The organism is Moraxella tetraodonis (assembly GCF_022359095.1).
Classification (GTDB): Bacteria; Pseudomonadota; Gammaproteobacteria; order Pseudomonadales; family Moraxellaceae; genus Faucicola; species Faucicola tetraodonis.
Genome location: NZ_JACSYB010000001.1, coordinates 1996013 through 2009462, shown reverse-complemented (window position 1 = coordinate 2009462; position 13450 = coordinate 1996013). Strand labels below are relative to the sequence as shown.

Genomic DNA, 13450 nt, shown 5'->3' with positions numbered 1-13450 from the left:
AAATTAAGAGGTTAACAACATGGCGATCGGTTTAGTCGGAAAAAAATGCGGCATGACTCGTATCTTCACAGAAGCAGGTGTTTCAATTCCTGTAACTGTTGTTGAAGTTACTGCCAACCGTATCTCTCAAATCAAAACACAAGACACAGACGGCTACCAAGCTATCCAAGTAACAACTGGTGAACGTCGTGATTCTCGTGTTAATGCAGCTCAAAAAGGTCACTTTGCAAAAGCTGGCGTTGCTGCAGGTCGTGGCACTTGGGAATTTCGCGTCGAAGACAGCGAACTTGAAGGCCGCGAAGCAGGTAGTGAAATCGCTGCTGACTTGTTCCAAGTAGGTCAAATCGTTGACGTAATTGGTACCAGCAAAGGTAAAGGTTTCCAAGGTGGTATCAAACGCCACAACTTCCGTTCACAAGATTGGACACATGGTAACTCAGTATCTCACCGCGTTGTGGGTTCTACAGGTCAAAACCAAACACCGGGTCGTGTATTTAAAGGCAAAAAAATGCCAGGTCAAATGGGTAACAAACGTGTGACCGTACAAGGCTTAGAAGTGATTTCAGTTGATGCCGAAAAAGGTGTCCTAGTTATCAAGGGTGCAATTCCTGGTGCCAACGGTGGCGACGTTATCGTACGTCCATCAGTTAAAGCTTAATCAAGGGGATTAACGTGAATCTAAATACAGTAACAGGTTCGGCGGTTGAGCTATCAGACGTAGCATTTGGTCGTGAATTCAACGAAGCACTTGTACACCAAGTAGTTACCGCTTATTTAGCGGGTGGTCGTCAAGGTAGCCGTGCTCAAAAAACACGTGGTGAAGTATCTGGCGGTGGTAAAAAACCATGGCGTCAAAAAGGTACTGGCCGTGCACGTGCAGGTTCCATCCGTAGCCCAATTTGGGTCGGTGGTGGCCGCGCATTTGCAGCCAAACCACAAGATTGGTCACAAAAAGTGAACCGTAAAATGTACCGTGGTGCCATGCAATGCATTCTTGCTGAATTGATTCGTCAAGACCGTTTGGTATTGGTTGATGACATCAGCATTTCAGCACCAAAAACTAAAGAGCTTATTGCTAAACTTAAAGACTTAAATGCCCCTAAAGCATTAATCGTTACCAATGAAGTTGACGAAAATCTTTACTTAGCTGCTCGTAATATTCCATACGTCAGCGTACTAGGTAGCACTGAAGTTGATCCAGTTAGCCTAATTGCGTTTGACAAAGTCATCATGTCTGTCGCAGCCGCCAAAGAAATTGAGGGAGTGTTAGCATGAATAACGCAAGACTATATCAGGTACTAAAAGCACCTGTATTTTCAGAAAAATCTCAAATCTTGGGCGATACTTTAGGTGTGCAAGTGTTCAAAGTTGACACCAACGCGACAAAAAAAGAGATTAAAAAAGCCGTAGAATTAATGTTTGAAGGTGTTGAAGTAGTTAAAGTTAACACTTTAAATGTTAAAGGTAAGACAAAGCGATTTGGTCGCACGGTAGGTCGTCGTCAAGACTTCAAAAAAGCCTATGTGACCTTAAAAGCTGGTCAAGATGTTCAAGTAGCCGACGTAGCAGAACAACCTGCTGCTGACAACGAATAAGGATTACACAATGCCTATCGTAAAAGCCAAACCGACATCACCAGGTCGCCGATTTGTCGAGAAAGTGGTGCATCCACACCTTCATAAAGGTCGTCCTTATGCAGCATTAGTAGAGTCAAAAGGCAAAACTGGTGGTCGTAACAACAACGGTCGTATCACTACCCGTCATATCGGTGGTGGTCATAAACAGCATTACCGTGTTGTTGACTTCAAACGTAACAAAGACAATATTCCTGCTGTTGTAGAGCGTATTGAGTACGATCCAAACCGTACTGCACACATCGCACTACTTAAATATGCAGACGGTGAGCGTCGTTACATCATCGCACCAAAAAAATTGCAACAAGGCGATACCGTTATTTCTGGTGAAACTGCACCAATTCGCCCAGGTAACTGCTTGCCACTACGTAGCATTCCAGTGGGTACAGTGATTCACAATATCGAACTTAAAATCGGTAAAGGTGCACAGATCGCTCGTTCAGCAGGTGCTGCGGTTCAATTATTGGGTCGTGATGGTATCTATGCAATCGTTCGTTTACGTTCAGGCGAAACTCGTCGTATCCACGTAAATTGTCGTGCGGTTATCGGTGAAGTATCAAACACTGAAAATAACCTTAAATCATTGGGTAAAGCAGGTGCAAACCGCTGGCGTGGCGTTCGTCCCACCGTTCGTGGTACTGCAATGAACCCAGTTGACCATCCACACGGTGGTGGTGAAGGTCGTAACTTCGGTAAACACCCAACCAGCCCATGGGGTCAAAAGGCTAAAGGCCTTAAAACACGTTCTAACAAACGTACTGACCACATGATTATCCGCCGTCGTCGCGTCAATAAGAAATAAGGAATAATTTCATGCCTCGTTCATTGAAAAAAGGTCCATTCATCGATGCGCACTTGTTTGCCAAAGTTGAGAATGCGTTAGAAACTAACTCACGCAAACCAATCAAAACTTGGTCACGTCGCTCAATGATTTTGCCACAAATGGTCGGCTTAACTATTTCTGTTCATAACGGTCGTACACATGTACCTGTTATCGTAAACGAGCAAATGGTTGGTCATAAACTTGGTGAATTCGCCCCAACCCGTACATATCGTGGTCATGGCGTTGACAAGAAATCTAAGAAATAAGGTGCTCATCATGGAAGTAACTGCAAAATTACGCGGTGCCGCCATTTCGGCACAAAAAGTACGCTTAGTTGCTGACGAAGTTCGCGGCAAATCAATCGAGCGTGCATTAGATATCTTAACCTTTAGCAACAAAAAAGCCGCTAAATTGGTTAAAAAATGCTTAGAATCTGCAATTGCTAACGCTGAGCATAACAATGGTTTAGACATCGATACATTGCGTGTTTCTACCATTTATGTGGATGAAGGCATTACGTTAAAACGTGTTTTACCACGTGCCAAAGGTCGTGCTGACCGTATTAGCAAACGTACTTGCCACATCACAGTTAAGGTAGGAGCATAATATGGGACAGAAAGTTCATCCAATCGGCATCCGTCTTGGCGTAATCCGTAAATCAAACGCTAACTGGTATGCAGATCCAAAAAAATACTCTGAATACTTAATCAACGACTTACAAGTTCGTAAATATTTAGAGAAAAAGCTTAAAGCAGCGATGATTAGCGGTATTAGCATTGAACGTCCTACGGGCGCGGCTAAAATCACTATTGCTACTGCACGTCCTGGTATCATCATTGGTAAAAAAGGCGAAGATATCGAAAGCCTACAAAAAGAACTTACCAAATTAATGGGCGTACCAGCACAAGTTAGCATTGAAGAAATCACCCAACCAGACTTAGACGCACGTCTAGTGGCTGATGGTATTGCTTCACAACTTGAACGTCGTGTCATGTTCCGCCGTGCTATGAAACGTGCTGTTCAAAACAGTATGAAAGCTGGCGCACAAGGTATCAAAGTTGAGCTATCAGGTCGTCTTGGCGGCGCTGAGATTGCTCGCTCAGAGTGGTATCGTGAAGGTCGTGTACCTTTGCATACATTACGTGCAGATATTGACTATTCAAATGTACGCGCAGAAACCACTTACGGTACTATCGGTGTAAAAGTTTGGATTTTCCGTGGTGAAGTGCTTGACGGCATGAACCGTGTATATAATCCAGTCAAAGAAGAAAAACAAGCACGTGCACCTCAAAAACGTCGTGCTCGTAATGATCGTAGCGACCGCCCACGTAGTGAGCGCCCAGCTAAAGACAGAGGTTAATCGATATGTTACAACCAAAACGTACCAAGTTTCGTAAAGTACAAAAAGGACGTAATACGGGGTTAGCTCACCGTGGTAGTAGCGTATCTTTTGGTACAATCGGACTTAAATCAGTAGAACGTGGTCGTATGACTGCACGTCAAATCGAAGCTGCTCGTCGTACGATTTCACGTCGTATCAAGCGCGGTGGTAAAATTTGGATTCGTGTATTCCCAGACAAACCAATTACCGAAAAACCATTAGAAGTTCGTATGGGTAAAGGTAAAGGTCCAGTAGAATACTGGGTATGCGAAATCAAACCAGGCAAAATGCTTTATGAAATCGAAGGGGTTTCTGACGAGCTAGCAACTGAAGCGTTCACGCTTGCAGCTGCCAAGTTGCCTTTCAAAACCACCATTGTTAAACGGACGATAATGTAATGAAGATCAGTGAACTTAAAGACAAATCAGTCGAAGAGCTGACCCAATTACTAGACGAAAAACAGTTAGAAACATTTCGTCTTCGTATGGCAAAAGCCACTGGTCAGTTAGGCAACACCCATGAGATTAAAGCAAATCGTCGTACGATTGCTCAAATCAAGACTCTTATCTCTGAAAAACAGAACACCGAAAACCAAGGGGCTTAATCATGAGTGAGCAAAATACCAACCAAGCTAACGCTACTGAACAAAGTACAGTCACTGGTAAAGTTGTCAGTGACAAAATGGATAAAACCATTACTGTACTTGTTGAACGTCGTATTCGTCATGCCAAATATGGCAAAATGATTCGCCGTTCGACCAAACTACATGCTCATGATGAAAACAATGAGTGTGGCGTTGGTGATACAGTTCGTATCAAATCAACACGTCCACTATCAAAAACCAAATCTTGGGTATTAGTAGACGTCGTAGAAAAAGCAGTTAATATTTAATTTAACTTAAATAGATAGTTATAATTGCAAAGCAAGTCAGTAACTGCTACAATACGCCACCTTAAAAATGGCTTATTGTGGCAAAGACTTGTTTTGCCAATTTATGGAGTAACGCGATGATTCAGACTGAAACAATGCTGGAAGTTGCAGACAACAGTGGTGCAAAACGAGTTATGTGCATTAAAGTGCTAGGTGGCTCACATCGTCGTTATGCATCAGTAGGCGACATCATTAAAGTGACTGTGAAAGAAGCAATTCCACGCGGTCGTGTCAAGAAAGGTGATGTAATGAACGCGGTAGTCGTACGCACGAAGTTTGGTGTACGTCGTCCTGACGGTTCAGTACTACGTTTTGATGATAATGCAGCTGTGTTGTTGAACAACAATAAAGCACCAATTGCAACACGTATTTTTGGACCAGTAACCCGCGAACTACGTGGCGAACAATTTATGAAAATTGTTTCATTAGCCCCAGAAGTATTGTGAGGAAAACATGGCAAAATTACGTAAAGGCGACCAAGTGATTGTAATTGCTGGCAAAGACAAAGGCAAGCAAGGTACAGTACTAGCAGTAAAAGAAGACCGTGTAAAAGTTGAAGGCATCAACATCGTTAAAAAACACCAAAAGCCAAACCAACAGACTGGCGTTGAAGGTGGTATTATCGAGAAAGAAGCATTTTTACACATTTCAAATGTTGCAATTTATAATGCAGCAACCCAAAAGGCAGATCGTATTTCTTACCAATTGAATGACGAAGGCAAAAAACAACGCGTTTATCGTTCATCTGGTGAAGTTGTGGCGACTGCATAACCATCTAAGGGTATCAGTAATGGCAAGACTTAAAACACAATATAACGAACAGCTTAAGCAAAAAATTCAGCAAGAGCTTGGTTTAGCCAACGTTATGGAAATCCCTAAAATCACCAAAATCACCCTAAACATGGGTGTGGGTGATGCGGCGCAAGACAAAAAAGTTCTTGAAGGCGCATTAGCGGATATGACGGCAATTGCCGGTCAAAAACCTGTAGTAACCAAAGCTCGCAAATCAGTTGCAGGCTTTAAAATCCGTGAAGAATGGCCAATCGGCTGTAAAGTGACGTTACGTGGCGAACAGATGTACGAATTTTTAGATCGTTTAATCTCAATTGCTATTCCACGTATCCGTGACTTCCGCGGTTTTACAGATAAAGCATTTGATGGCCGTGGTAACTATTCATTAGGTATCAAAGAGCAAATCGTTTTCCCTGAAGTTGACTTTGACAAAATCGACCGTATTCGTGGTTTAGATATTACCATTACGACTACCGCAAAAACTGATGATCAAGGTCGTGCATTGCTTAAAGCATTCGGCTTCCCATTCAAGGGCTAACAGCAAGGATAAGGCAATATGGCAAAGAAAAGTATGATTAATCGCGAATTTAAACGCGAAGCGACTGTTGCTAAATATGCTGAGAAGCGTGCAAAGCTTAAGGCAATTATCAGCGACATCAACGCAACTGACGAAGAGCGTATGGACGCAATGCTTACGTTACAAGCACTACCACGTGACGCTTCACCAGTACGTTTACGTAACCGTTGTGCATTGACAGGTCGTCCACATGGGTATTTCCGTAAATTTGGTCTTTCACGTAACATGATTCGTGAAAAAGTAATGCAAGGTGATGTACCTGGCGTTCATAAAGCAAGCTGGTAAGGGGAAACAATATGAGTATGCAAGATACCGTTGCTGATATGTTGACTCGTATCCGTAATGCACAAATGGCTCAAAAAGCGTCTGTGACTATGCCAAACTCAAAACTACGTAAATCAATTGCTGATTTGCTAGTGAAAGAAGGTTATGTTGCAACCGCAGAAACTCAAGAAGTTGGTACAGGTAAAACTGAATTAACTATCGAGTTAAAATATTTTGAAGGTAAGCCAGTTATTGAGACGATTAAACGTTATAGTCGTCCAGGTTTACGTCAATACCGTGGTAAAGATGCACTACCAAGTGTCCAAAAAGGTCTAGGTGTAGCAATCATCTCTACCAGTAAAGGCATCATGAGCGACCGTGAAGCTCGTGCAGCTAGATTAGGCGGCGAAGTTATTGCGTTCGTAGCTTAATCAACATTAAGAGGGACAGGCATAGTTTGTTGTGCCTGTTCGTTTTTTTATCACTTTTATAGGAATTACCCGTATGTCTCGTGTGGCTAAAGCCCCTGTAGCACTACCAAATGGTACAAGTGTTACTTTGAACGGTCAGCAGGTTGAAGTTAAAGGTAGCAAAGGTACGCTAACTTTACGCCTGCATGATTTGGTCGAGCTAAAACAGGAAGATAATCAAATTATTCTTTCACCAAAATCTGACACCAAAGACGGTTGGATGCACACTGGTACAGTTCGTGCATTATTAAGCAACATGGTTAAAGGTGTTACTGAAGGCTTCGAACGTCGTCTACAATTGATTGGTGTTGGTTATAAAGCCGCTGTTGCTGGCAATAAAGTTAACCTAAACTTAGGTTACTCACACCCAATCGAATATGTACTACCTGAAGGTGTTACTGCTGAAACTCCAACTGCGACTGAAATCGTGTTAAAATCTAGCGACAAACAAAAGCTAGGTCAAGCAGCAGCAAACATTCGTGGCTATCGCCCACCTGAGCCTTACAAAGGTAAAGGCGTTCGTTATAGCGATGAGTATGTCGCTCGTAAAGAAGCTAAGAAAAAATAAGGTGAAATGACATGTTTGATAAAAAAGCTGCTCGCCTTCGCAGAGCGAAAAAAACCCGTGCACATATCCGTGGTTTAGGCGTAAATCGTCTATCTGTTAATCGTACTAACACCCACATCTATGCACAAGTTATCTCACCAACGGGTGGTGAAGTATTAGCCCAAGCTTCAACGTTAGATACTACTTTACGTGCTGGTCAAACTAGCAACATCGAAGCTGCAACTGCCGTTGGTAAATTAATTGCAGAACGCGCTAAAGCTGCCGGTATTACTAAAGTTGCGTTTGATCGTAGCGGTTTTAAATATCATGGTCGTGTTAAAGCATTAGCTGAAGCCGCTCGTGAAAATGGATTGGAGTTCTAATCATGGCAAAAGTTGAACAAACAGACGGTTTAGTAGAGCGCTTAGTCACAGTTGGCCGTGTATCTAAAGTTGTAAAAGGTGGTCGTATCTTTTCTTTCACCGCACTCACAGTGGTAGGTGATGGTAATGGTCGTGTTGGTTTTGGTCGTGGTAAAGCGCGTGAAGTGCCTGCAGCGATTCAAAAAGCACTAGAAGCTGCCAAACGTAATATGATTACCGTTGATTTAGCAGGTACAACCCTTCAACATCCTATTACTGCTAGCCACGGTGCAAGCCGCGTGTATATGCAACCAGCCTCTGAAGGTACCGGTGTTATCGCGGGTGGTGCAATGCGTGCAGTATTAGAAGTTGCAGGCGTAGAAAACGTATTAGCAAAATGCTATGGTTCAACCAATGCCGCTAACGTTGTACGTGCAACTTTCAACGGGTTAAAAGAAATGTCTTCTCCTGAAAAAGTTGCGGCAAAACGCGGCAAATCAGTTGAAGAAATCTTGGGCTAAGCTAAGGTGAGCTAACATGAAAAAAATGAAAGTTACTCAAGTAAAATCGAGTGCCCATCGCCTAGCAAGCCATAAAGCTTGTTTGAAAGGTTTAGGGTTACGTCGTATTGGACATACTGTCGAAGTTGAAGATACCCCTTCGACCCGTGGTATGGTAAACCGCGTTAACTACTTAGTTAAAGTGGAGGAAGTATAATGGGTCTACGTTTAAATGAATTGAGCCCAGCTGAAGGTTCAAGAAAAAATAAACTTCGCCGTGGTCGTGGTATCGGTTCTGGTATCGGTAAAACCGGTGGTCGTGGTGTCAAAGGTCAAACCTCACGTACAGGTTCTGGTATTCGCTCAGGTTTTGAAGGCGGTCAGATGCCTTTATACCGTCGTTTGCCAAAATTTGGTTTCACCAGTAAACTTGCAATGGTAACGGCAGAAGTGCGTTTATCAGAATTGAACCAAGTTGATGGTGACGTGGTAAGCGTTGAGTCTTTAAAAGCAGCGAATATCATTCGCCACGATATGCAACGTGTTCGTATCATCCTTTCAGGTGACGTAACCAAAGCATATACTTTTAAAGGTGTTAAAGTGACTAAAGGTGCTAAAGCGGCTATTGAAGCAGCTGGTGGTACTGTTGAGGAGTAATCCTACATGACTAAGCATTCAACATCGATGAATCCTCTAGCATTTATTCGTAAGTACGATGAATTATTTAATCGTTTACTATTTTTGTTGGGTGCTTTAGTCGTCTATCGTTTCGGTTCACACGTACCTATTCCTGGTATGGATCCAGAAAGCTTATCGAAATTTTTTCAAACCAATGAAAATACTATTTTAGGTTTGTTTAATATGTTTTCTGGTGGGGCATTAGAGCGGATGTCAGTCATGGCACTCGGGATTATGCCTTATATTTCTGCTTCAATCATTGTCCAGATGATGACGGCGGTTATACCATCATTGGATGCATTAAAAAAAGAAGGCCAAGCCGGTCAACGCCAAATCAACAAGTATACACGCCAATTAACCCTTGCCTTAGCTTTGGTTCAATCAATTGGTATGTGCACAGGTTTGATTAGTCAGAATTTAACATTGACCAGTGGTCTTGGTTTTTATATTCCTGCAGTAACCTCGTTGGTTGCAGGGTCAATGTTTTTGATGTGGTTAGGTGAACAGATTACTGAACGTGGTATTGGTAACGGTATTTCAATGCTAATTTTAGCGGGTATCGTAGCGACTTTTCCACAGGTGGTCACACAGTCAATTAACTCTGTTCAGCAAGGTCAAATGAATATGATTGCCTTGTTGATATTTAGTTTATTGGCGTTAGCGGTGGTGGCAGGGATTGTGTTTATTGAGCGTGCACAGCGCCGTATCCCCGTCAACTATGCCCAAAAGCAATCGCAAGAACGAAAAATATATGCACAGCAGCAATCGCATTTGCCATTAAAAATTAATATGGCAGGGGTTATTCCAGCGATTTTTGCCAGTTCATTGTTATTATTCCCAGCGAGTTTGGGACAGTGGGTAGGTCAATCACCCAATCCCAATATTTTTCAAAGCTTCTTGCAGAATATGGCATTAGTGTTATCACCGGGTCAGCCGCTGTATTTGGTAATTTTTGCAGCCTTGATTATTTTCTTTTGTTATTTTTATACCGCGTTGGTGTTTAGTCCAAAAGAAGTATCAGAGAATTTGAAACGAAGTGGGGCGTATATTCCAGGTATTCGTCCAGGTTTACAAACTCAACGTTATTTAGATCATGTATTAAATCGCTTAACCTTTATTGGTGCGATTTATATGACAATTATTTGTTTGATGCCGATGATATTGCAATCTGCGTTTGGTATTCCGTTTCATTTAGGCGGTACCTCAGTACTGATTAGTGTGGTCGTGATTATGGACTTTATTGCCCAAGTTAAAGCGCACTTAATGACTCACCAATACCATGATTATTCGCTGATGCAAACCATGGAAGTCAAGCATTCATAACTACTACTAGGAGCTGAAAATGAAAGTTCAAGCATCTGTAAAAAGAATCTGCGGTAGCTGCAAAATTGTACGCCGCAAAGGCGTTGTTCGCGTTATTTGTAGTGCAGAACCGCGTCATAAACAACGTCAAGGTTAATCTAAATTGTTAGATTGGACTTGAAATCAGGTAGCGGATACTGTATTATCCGCTACTTGTCGTTATTTTGACACATTTGTAGATAACCAAGTGTTTCAAAATGCTACATCAGTAGATGATTAACTCATCTTTTCCTTATAATTGGAGAAATGTCAATGGCTCGTATTGCCGGTGTAAACATTCCGGACAACAAGCACGCTATCATTTCACTCACTTATATTTTTGGTATTGGTCGTACCACTGCTGCTAAAATTTTAGAAGCGGTAAACATTGCACCAACTACTAAAATCAGTGAACTAAATGATACTCAGCTTGATGCTGTCCGTACCCAAGTTGCAGAGTATGCGACTGAAGGTGACTTGCGTCGTGAAATCTCGATGAATATTAAACGTTTAGTAGACTTAGGTTGCTATCGTGGCTTGCGTCATCGTCGCGGTTTACCAGTAAATGGTCAACGCACAAAAACAAATGCGCGTACTCGTAAGGGTCCACGTAAAGCAATCAGAAAATAATTAACTTAGGAAGCTAAAAGATGGCAAAAGACACTCGTAGTCGCAAAAAAGTGACTCGCCGCTCGGTAGCTGAGGGCGTAGCGCACATCCATGCGTCTTTTAATAACACCATTGTAACGATTACCGATCGTCAAGGTAATGCTTTGGCTTGGGCCACCGCTGGTGGACAAGGCTTCCGTGGTTCACGTAAATCTACACCATTTGCTGCACAGGTTGCGGCTGAAGTTGCTGGTAAAGCAGCACAAGAATATGGTGTCAAGAATGTTGATGTCTTGGTTAAAGGTCCAGGACCTGGTCGTGAGTCTGCGGTAAGAGCCTTAGGTGCATTGGGTTATAAAATAAACAGCATTAGCGATATAACCCCGATTCCTCATAACGGAACTCGTCCACCGAAAAAACGTCGCGTATAAGGAGACTTTCATGGCCCGTTATCTAGGTCCAAAATTAAAACTTTCTCGTCGTGAAGGTACTGATTTACAATTAAAATCAGGCGTAAAAGCGTACGAAGAAAAAACCAAAAAAGCTGACCGTGCCCCTGGTCAACATGGTAATCCACGTAGCAAAACGTCAGAGTATTCTGCACAGCTTCGTGAAAAACAAAAAGTAAAACGCATTTATGGTGTGTTAGAGCGTCAATTCTCAAACTACTATAAAGAAGCTGCGCGTATGAAAGGCGCAACTGGCGAAAACTTGCTTCAAATGTTAGAACGTCGCCTCGATAACGTTGTTTATCGTATGGGTTTTGGTGCAACTCGCGCAGAAGCTCGCCAATTAGTTAGCCATCGTGCTATTCTAGTAAAAAAAGCGGGTCGTGATGAGTTTGTTCGTGTGAACATTCCTTCAATCCAATTACAAGATGGTGATGTGATTGCCGTACACGAAAAAGCCAAAGAACAATTACGTATCAAAAACGCAATTGAATTGGCGGGTCAACGTGGCACACCTGTATGGTTGGAAGTTGATCACAGCAAATTGCAAGGTACTTTTAAACAAGCGCCAGAGCGTGCTGATTTACCAAGCGAAATCAACGAAAGCTTAATCGTTGAGTTGTACTCTAAATAATTAATTTTACTATAAAGTCGAGGTGACAAATGATGCTAAATGCTACTGAGTTTCTTACACCGAATGCCATTCATGTGGACACGGTCAATGAAACACACGCCAAAGTCACGCTCGAACCGTTAGAACGAGGTTTTGGGCATACCTTAGGTAATGCCCTACGTCGTATTCTATTATCTTCATTGCCTGGTGCAGCTGTAATCGAAGCTGAAATCGAAGGCGTTGATCATGAGTATTCAACCCTTGAAGGGTTGCAAGAAGATGTGCTAGATCTATTATTAAATTTAAAAGGTTTAGCGATCCAATTGCATGATCAAAATGAAGTATTCTTGACCCTTGACAAACAAGGTCCTGGCACTGTACTAGCATCAGATATTGAGTTACCTCACAATGTAGAGATTATCAATCCTGATTTAGTTTTAGGTACATTAAGTGATCGTGGTCATTTAAAAATGCGTTTGCGTGTAGCAGTAGGTCGTGGTTATGAGCCTGCCAATGTACGTAAAGATTCTGGTGATAACAAAGTTATTGGTCGTTTAAAATTGGACGCTAGCTATAGCCCAATCTTACGCGTGGCATACCAAGTTGAAAATGCCCGTGTTGAACAACGTACTGACTTAGACCGTTTGGTTATCGAACTTGAAACCAATGGTACTATCGATCCAGAAGAAGCGATTCGCAAAGCAGCAACGATTTTGCAGCAGCAAATTGCCGTATTTGTTGACCTTGAAGCGGAAGCTACCCCAGAACCTGTTAAGGAAAAAGAAGAAGTTGACCCTGTGCTACTTCGCCCAGTGGATGACTTAGAATTAACGGTTCGCTCAGCAAATTGCTTGAAGGCGGAAAATATCTATTACATTGGCGATTTGGTACAACGCACCGAAACTGAGTTGTTAAAAACCCCAAATCTCGGTAAGAAATCATTAACTGAAATCAAAGACGTCCTTGCTTCTAAAGACTTAGAACTTGGTATGCGCCTTGAAAATTGGCCACCTGCTGATTTACGTGTTGATGACCGCTTCTCTTACCGTAGCCGTTAAAATTTAAAGGAAGTTTGACCATGCGACATCGTAACAGTGGAGTTAAGTTGGGTCGTACCAGCAGCCATCGTAAGGCCATGTTCCAAAATATGACCAACTCACTATTTGAACATGAACTCATCAAAACTACTCTTCCTAAAGCTAAAGAGCTTCGCCGTGTGGCAGAGCCGCTAATTACTTTGGCAAAAGAAGATTCAGTTGCTAACCGTCGTCTAGCGTTTAACCGCTTACGTAATAAAGCGACTGTAGGTAAATTATTCACGACACTAGGCCCACGCTACAAAGCGCGTCCAGGTGGTTATTTACGTATCATCAAATGTGGTTATCGCGATGGCGATGCTGCGCCGATGGCATACGTCGAATTAGTAGACCGTGACTAATCATCCTGATTAAAAAAACCCCATAGGTTCGCGCTTATGGGG

At 42.5% G+C, this 13450-nt stretch carries 27 protein-coding genes; all 27 read left to right on the top strand.

Annotation, left to right across the window (positions count from 1 at the left end):
- Positions 1–19: 19 nt before the first annotated feature.
- On the top strand, positions 20–658 hold the full coding sequence (rplC, locus tag H9W84_RS08890) for a 50S ribosomal protein L3 (RefSeq protein ID WP_239743083.1): 639 nt from the start codon (positions 20–22) through the stop codon (positions 656–658).
- Between the two features lie 14 nt (positions 659–672).
- Positions 673–1275, top strand: coding sequence for a 50S ribosomal protein L4 (gene rplD, locus H9W84_RS08885; protein ID WP_007115546.1), 603 nt, complete (start codon positions 673–675; stop codon positions 1273–1275).
- On the top strand, positions 1272–1595 hold the full coding sequence (gene rplW, locus H9W84_RS08880; RefSeq protein WP_007115547.1) for a 50S ribosomal protein L23: 324 nt from the start codon (positions 1272–1274) through the stop codon (positions 1593–1595). Before rplD ends, rplW begins: the two co-directional genes overlap by 4 nt.
- A gap of 10 nt (positions 1596–1605) precedes the next feature.
- Entirely contained in the window at positions 1606–2436 is an 831-nt protein-coding gene (rplB, locus tag H9W84_RS08875) for a 50S ribosomal protein L2 (protein ID WP_007115548.1), read from the top strand.
- A gap of 11 nt (positions 2437–2447) precedes the next feature.
- A complete protein-coding gene (rpsS, locus tag H9W84_RS08870) occupies positions 2448–2723 on the top strand; it encodes a 30S ribosomal protein S19 (RefSeq protein WP_007115549.1) in 276 nt (91 codons plus the stop codon).
- A 10-nt stretch (positions 2724–2733) separates the two neighbouring features.
- Positions 2734–3063 (top strand): 50S ribosomal protein L22, encoded by a 330-nt coding sequence (rplV, locus tag H9W84_RS08865; protein ID WP_007115550.1) that lies wholly within the window; start codon positions 2734–2736, stop codon positions 3061–3063.
- Position 3064: 1 nt separating this feature from the next.
- The gene (gene rpsC, locus H9W84_RS08860) at positions 3065–3817 is read left to right on the top strand and encodes a 30S ribosomal protein S3 (RefSeq protein ID WP_007115551.1); all 753 of its coding nucleotides are present in this window, start codon (positions 3065–3067) and stop codon (positions 3815–3817) included.
- 5 nt (positions 3818–3822) lie between these two features.
- The gene (rplP, locus tag H9W84_RS08855; protein WP_007115552.1) at positions 3823–4236 is read left to right on the top strand and encodes a 50S ribosomal protein L16; all 414 of its coding nucleotides are present in this window, start codon (positions 3823–3825) and stop codon (positions 4234–4236) included.
- The gene (rpmC, locus tag H9W84_RS08850; protein ID WP_007115553.1) at positions 4236–4442 is read left to right on the top strand and encodes a 50S ribosomal protein L29; all 207 of its coding nucleotides are present in this window, start codon (positions 4236–4238) and stop codon (positions 4440–4442) included. Before rplP ends, rpmC begins: the two co-directional genes overlap by 1 nt.
- Positions 4443–4444: 2 nt before the next feature.
- Complete coding sequence (rpsQ, locus tag H9W84_RS08845) at positions 4445–4729, top strand: 30S ribosomal protein S17 (protein ID WP_007115554.1); 285 nt, start codon at positions 4445–4447, stop codon at positions 4727–4729.
- A 116-nt stretch (positions 4730–4845) separates the two neighbouring features.
- Entirely contained in the window at positions 4846–5214 is a 369-nt protein-coding gene (rplN, locus tag H9W84_RS08840) for a 50S ribosomal protein L14 (RefSeq protein WP_007115555.1), read from the top strand.
- Positions 5215–5221: 7 nt separating this feature from the next.
- Positions 5222–5539, top strand: coding sequence for a 50S ribosomal protein L24 (gene rplX, locus H9W84_RS08835; protein WP_036593426.1), 318 nt, complete (start codon positions 5222–5224; stop codon positions 5537–5539).
- A gap of 19 nt (positions 5540–5558) precedes the next feature.
- Positions 5559–6098: a 50S ribosomal protein L5 gene (gene rplE, locus H9W84_RS08830; RefSeq protein ID WP_007115557.1), complete on the top strand. Its 540-nt coding sequence runs from the start codon at positions 5559–5561 to the stop codon at positions 6096–6098.
- Between the two features lie 18 nt (positions 6099–6116).
- On the top strand, positions 6117–6422 hold the full coding sequence (gene rpsN, locus H9W84_RS08825) for a 30S ribosomal protein S14 (protein WP_036593424.1): 306 nt from the start codon (positions 6117–6119) through the stop codon (positions 6420–6422).
- An 11-nt stretch (positions 6423–6433) separates the two neighbouring features.
- Complete coding sequence (rpsH, locus tag H9W84_RS08820; protein WP_239743081.1) at positions 6434–6832, top strand: 30S ribosomal protein S8; 399 nt, start codon at positions 6434–6436, stop codon at positions 6830–6832.
- A gap of 73 nt (positions 6833–6905) precedes the next feature.
- The gene (rplF, locus tag H9W84_RS08815; protein ID WP_007115560.1) at positions 6906–7439 is read left to right on the top strand and encodes a 50S ribosomal protein L6; all 534 of its coding nucleotides are present in this window, start codon (positions 6906–6908) and stop codon (positions 7437–7439) included.
- Between the two features lie 11 nt (positions 7440–7450).
- Positions 7451–7801 (top strand): 50S ribosomal protein L18, encoded by a 351-nt coding sequence (gene rplR / locus H9W84_RS08810; protein WP_007115561.1) that lies wholly within the window; start codon positions 7451–7453, stop codon positions 7799–7801.
- Between the two features lie 2 nt (positions 7802–7803).
- Positions 7804–8301 (top strand): 30S ribosomal protein S5, encoded by a 498-nt coding sequence (gene rpsE, locus H9W84_RS08805; protein WP_007115562.1) that lies wholly within the window; start codon positions 7804–7806, stop codon positions 8299–8301.
- 16 nt (positions 8302–8317) lie between these two features.
- Positions 8318–8497 (top strand): 50S ribosomal protein L30, encoded by a 180-nt coding sequence (rpmD, locus tag H9W84_RS08800; protein WP_007115563.1) that lies wholly within the window; start codon positions 8318–8320, stop codon positions 8495–8497.
- Positions 8497–8937: a 50S ribosomal protein L15 gene (gene rplO / locus H9W84_RS08795; RefSeq protein WP_007115564.1), complete on the top strand. Its 441-nt coding sequence runs from the start codon at positions 8497–8499 to the stop codon at positions 8935–8937. Before rpmD ends, rplO begins: the two co-directional genes overlap by 1 nt.
- 6 nt (positions 8938–8943) lie before the next feature.
- On the top strand, positions 8944–10281 hold the full coding sequence (secY, locus tag H9W84_RS08790; protein WP_007115565.1) for a preprotein translocase subunit SecY: 1338 nt from the start codon (positions 8944–8946) through the stop codon (positions 10279–10281).
- 19 nt (positions 10282–10300) lie between these two features.
- Positions 10301–10417 carry a 50S ribosomal protein L36 gene (gene rpmJ / locus H9W84_RS08785; protein WP_040403280.1) on the top strand — a complete coding sequence of 39 codons (117 nt, stop codon included), beginning with the start codon at positions 10301–10303 and terminating at the stop codon, positions 10415–10417.
- 155 nt (positions 10418–10572) lie between these two features.
- Positions 10573–10929: a 30S ribosomal protein S13 gene (rpsM, locus tag H9W84_RS08780; protein ID WP_007115566.1), complete on the top strand. Its 357-nt coding sequence runs from the start codon at positions 10573–10575 to the stop codon at positions 10927–10929.
- A 20-nt stretch (positions 10930–10949) separates the two neighbouring features.
- Positions 10950–11339, top strand: a complete 390-nt coding sequence (rpsK, locus tag H9W84_RS08775; RefSeq protein ID WP_007115567.1) for a 30S ribosomal protein S11 — start codon at positions 10950–10952, stop codon at positions 11337–11339.
- 10 nt (positions 11340–11349) lie between these two features.
- Positions 11350–11991, top strand: coding sequence for a 30S ribosomal protein S4 (gene rpsD, locus H9W84_RS08770; RefSeq protein ID WP_099808446.1), 642 nt, complete (start codon positions 11350–11352; stop codon positions 11989–11991).
- A 29-nt stretch (positions 11992–12020) separates the two neighbouring features.
- Positions 12021–13028, top strand: a complete 1008-nt coding sequence (locus H9W84_RS08765) for a DNA-directed RNA polymerase subunit alpha (RefSeq protein WP_007115569.1) — start codon at positions 12021–12023, stop codon at positions 13026–13028.
- A 20-nt stretch (positions 13029–13048) separates the two neighbouring features.
- Positions 13049–13408 carry a 50S ribosomal protein L17 gene (gene rplQ, locus H9W84_RS08760; RefSeq protein ID WP_036593417.1) on the top strand — a complete coding sequence of 120 codons (360 nt, stop codon included), beginning with the start codon at positions 13049–13051 and terminating at the stop codon, positions 13406–13408.
- Positions 13409–13450: the final 42 nt, after the last annotated feature.